Here is a 2,885-nt window from a genome sequence, read left to right on the forward strand (position 1 = left end):
TATATTTGCTCATAAAAAAACTGCACCTTGTGAGTTGGAGGGGATGTCCAACTTTTGGGGTGCAGTTCAAACTTGGATTTGGGTTTTCAGACGACCTTTTTTGCTTATGATTTCCCCGCCATTTTAGAAATGTTTGAAATGGTTGAAACTTCAAAAACTTGGGTTAGTGGCTGGCAATAAGATGAATGGCAGTAGCACAAGTTTGGTAACACGATATATGCCTGCTTATTTCTATCATAGGCAACCGAAGTAGATACAACTGTTTGAACACGTTATAAACGGATTTTAAAAAATAAACGTCGTCTGAAAGACTGTCTCTTTCAGACGACGTTAGTGTTTTAAATATTGATTAAAACGGAGTCATTAAGCCAAGCCTTTTTTATCCAGATAGCTTTCGTAATCGCCCAGATAGTGTTCGTAGCCGCCCTTGCCGTCCAGCTCGATAATCTGGGTGGCAAGCGAGGAGACGAACTGGCGGTCGTGCGATACGAAAATCAGCGTGCCGTTGTATTTTTCCAGCGCCATGTTCAGCGATTCGATGCTTTCCATGTCCATGTGGTTGGTGGGTTCGTCCATAATCAGTACATTGGGTTTTAGCAGCAGGAGTTTGCCGTAGAGCATACGGCCTTTTTCACCGCCGGAGAGAACCTGCACTTTTTTCACCACGTCGTTGCTGCCGAAGAGCAAACGCCCCAAAGTGCCGCGGATGACTTGTTCGTCGTCGCCTTCCTGCCCCCATTGGCGCATCCATTCGCTCAGGTTCATATCGACGTCGAAGTCGTTTTCATGGTCTTGAGGGTAATAGCCAACGTTGGCTTTTTCCGCCCATTTGATGGTACCTGCATCGGGGGCGATGCCTTCGGCGTATTCGGGATTGAATGCACCGGCGAGAAGTTTCAGCAGGGTGGATTTACCCGCACCGTTGGGGCCGATGATGGCGAGGCGTTGGCCTGCTTCGAGGATGAAGCTCAGGTTTTTGAACAACTGGGTTTCAAAGCGTTTGGCCAAATTTTCGACTTCCACCGCCTGACGGTGCAGCTTGGCTTTTTCATCGGCTTCAAAGCGGATATACGGGTTTTGGCGGGTAGAAGGTTTGACTTCGACCATCTCGGCTTTGATTTTGTCTGCCTGTTTCAGACGGCTGGTTGCCTGACGGGCTTTGGATTTGTTGGCGGAGAAGCGGGCGACGAACTCTTGCAGCTCTTGCAGTTTCTCTTTGGCTTTGGCGTTGTCCTTCAGGGCGCGTTCGCGCGATTGGGCGGAGGCGAGCATGTAGTCGTCGTAGTTGCCCGGATAGATGGTGATGGTGTTGTAGTCCAAATCCGCCATGTGCGTGCAGACTTCGTTCAAGAAGTGACGGTCGTGCGAGATGATGATCATGGTGGAGTCGTATTGGTTCAACACGCCCTCTAGCCAGCGGATGGTATTGATGTCCAAGTTATTGGTCGGCTCGTCAAGCAACAATACATCGGGTTTGGAGAACAGGGCTTGCGCCAGCAATACGCGCAGCTTGAAGCCCGGGGCGACTTCCGCCATGGTTGCATTGTGCAAATCTTCGGAAATGCCTACACCGCTCAACAGTTCGGCGGCGCGCGCTTCGGCGGTGTAGCCGTCGTATTCGGCAAACTTGGCTTCCAGTTCGGCGGCTTTCATGTAATCGTCTTCGGTGGCTTCGAGGTTGGCGTAAATCGCGTCGCGTTCGGTCATTGCCGCCCACATTTCGGTGTGCCCCATCATCACCACGTCCAGCACGCGCATGTCTTCGTAGGCAAACTGGTCTTGGCGCAGCTTACCCAGACGCACGCCGTTTTCAATCGCCACTTCGCCCGCAGTCTGTTCCAAATCGCCGCCGAGGATTTTCATGAAGGTGGATTTGCCCGAACCGTTCGCGCCGATCAGGCCGTAGCGGTTGCCTTCGCCGAATTTGACGGATACGTTTTCAAACAGCGGCTTCGCGCCGAACTGCATGGTAATGCCGTTGGTAGAAATCATTATTGGTAAAACCTTTATAAATATAGATAAACAGGGTGTTATAATCGCCGGCGATTGTAGCATATTTTGTATAGGTCGTCTGAAACGGGGCGGAGGAAATGGAAACCGAAAAAATCTATTACGCCGTGATTATTCTGTTGTGCGCCGCATCCATGCTGCTCAGTCCGTTTTTCTACATCCGCCGCACACGTTCGGGCGCAGAATTACGCCACGCACCTCGGCAATGGAAGCCGATTATTATTGCCAATTTGGTGATGATCATTGCTTTGGTGGTGTGGTGGATATGGTTTTGATGATTTGATGAAAGGTATAACAATGAATAAATTGATTTTAAGCACATTACTGCTCGCATTTTCAGCCGTAGCAACAGCATCTCCCGTATTTGAATGTATCGACAAATCGGGGCGTAAAACCTATACGCAGACCGGCGGCAAAAATTGCAAACCGGGCAATATCGGCAGACCTTCGGTTTATACCTCCGCCGCACCGTCTGCACACTCGGCATCAGCAAGCGCTGCTTCAAGAAACTCTCCTTCCGAACAAATGCCACCTCCACCGGCAGGTGCAACGCCCAGCTCATCTTCGGCGCAAAATGAATTGGCTCAGGTACAGAAAAATCTGGAAGAGGGCAAACAGGTTCGTTATGGCAACGAGCGCAACTACGCCCGCTATCAAGAACGGATTAAGAGTCTGGAAAATCAAGTGAAAGCTGCGCAGGAGCGGGTTAATGCAGCAAATAGCATGGGCGGAGAAGGTGAGATGATGCCTGAGTATTGATGGAGGAAAAGATGTCAATAAAAAGGTTGTCTGAAATACCGTTTTCAGACGACCTTGGATTCGGATTTCAAGTGCAACACTAGTGTATCAGTGGTTTGAACAGATTCAAGAATAAA

General features: G+C 49.8%; 3 protein-coding genes. 2 read left to right on the forward strand and 1 reads right to left on the reverse strand.

Features of this window, described 5'->3' with window-relative positions:
- Positions 1-363 precede the first annotated feature (363 nt).
- Complete coding sequence (locus tag AC5M9B_RS04735; protein WP_487648315.1) at positions 364-1,992, reverse strand: ABC-F family ATPase; 1,629 nt, start codon at positions 1,990-1,992, stop codon at positions 364-366.
- A 98-nt stretch (positions 1,993-2,090) separates the two neighbouring features.
- Here AC5M9B_RS04735 and AC5M9B_RS04740 point away from each other — a divergent pair, with 98 nt between their 5' ends.
- Positions 2,091-2,285: a hypothetical protein gene (locus tag AC5M9B_RS04740; RefSeq protein WP_003742028.1), complete on the forward strand. Its 195-nt coding sequence runs from the start codon at positions 2,091-2,093 to the stop codon at positions 2,283-2,285.
- 22 nt (positions 2,286-2,307) lie between these two features.
- Positions 2,308-2,769 carry a DUF4124 domain-containing protein gene (locus tag AC5M9B_RS04745; protein WP_070656085.1) on the forward strand — a complete coding sequence of 154 codons (462 nt, stop codon included), beginning with the start codon at positions 2,308-2,310 and terminating at the stop codon, positions 2,767-2,769.
- The last annotated feature ends 116 nt before the right edge of the window (positions 2,770-2,885 follow it).

Source organism: Neisseria flava, from assembly GCF_982712965.1.

Bases quoted from the DNA above. Each gene is read 5' to 3' on its own strand.
- AC5M9B_RS04745 (WP_070656085.1), top strand. From the start codon at position 2,308: ATGAATAAATTGATTTTAAGCACATTACTGCTCGCATTTTCAGCCGTA.
- AC5M9B_RS04740 (WP_003742028.1), top strand. From the start codon at position 2,091: ATGGAAACCGAAAAAATCTATTACGCCGTGATTATTCTGTTGTGCGCC.
- AC5M9B_RS04735 (WP_487648315.1), bottom strand. From the start codon at position 1,992: ATGATTTCTACCAACGGCATTACCATGCAGTTCGGCGCGAAGCCGCTG.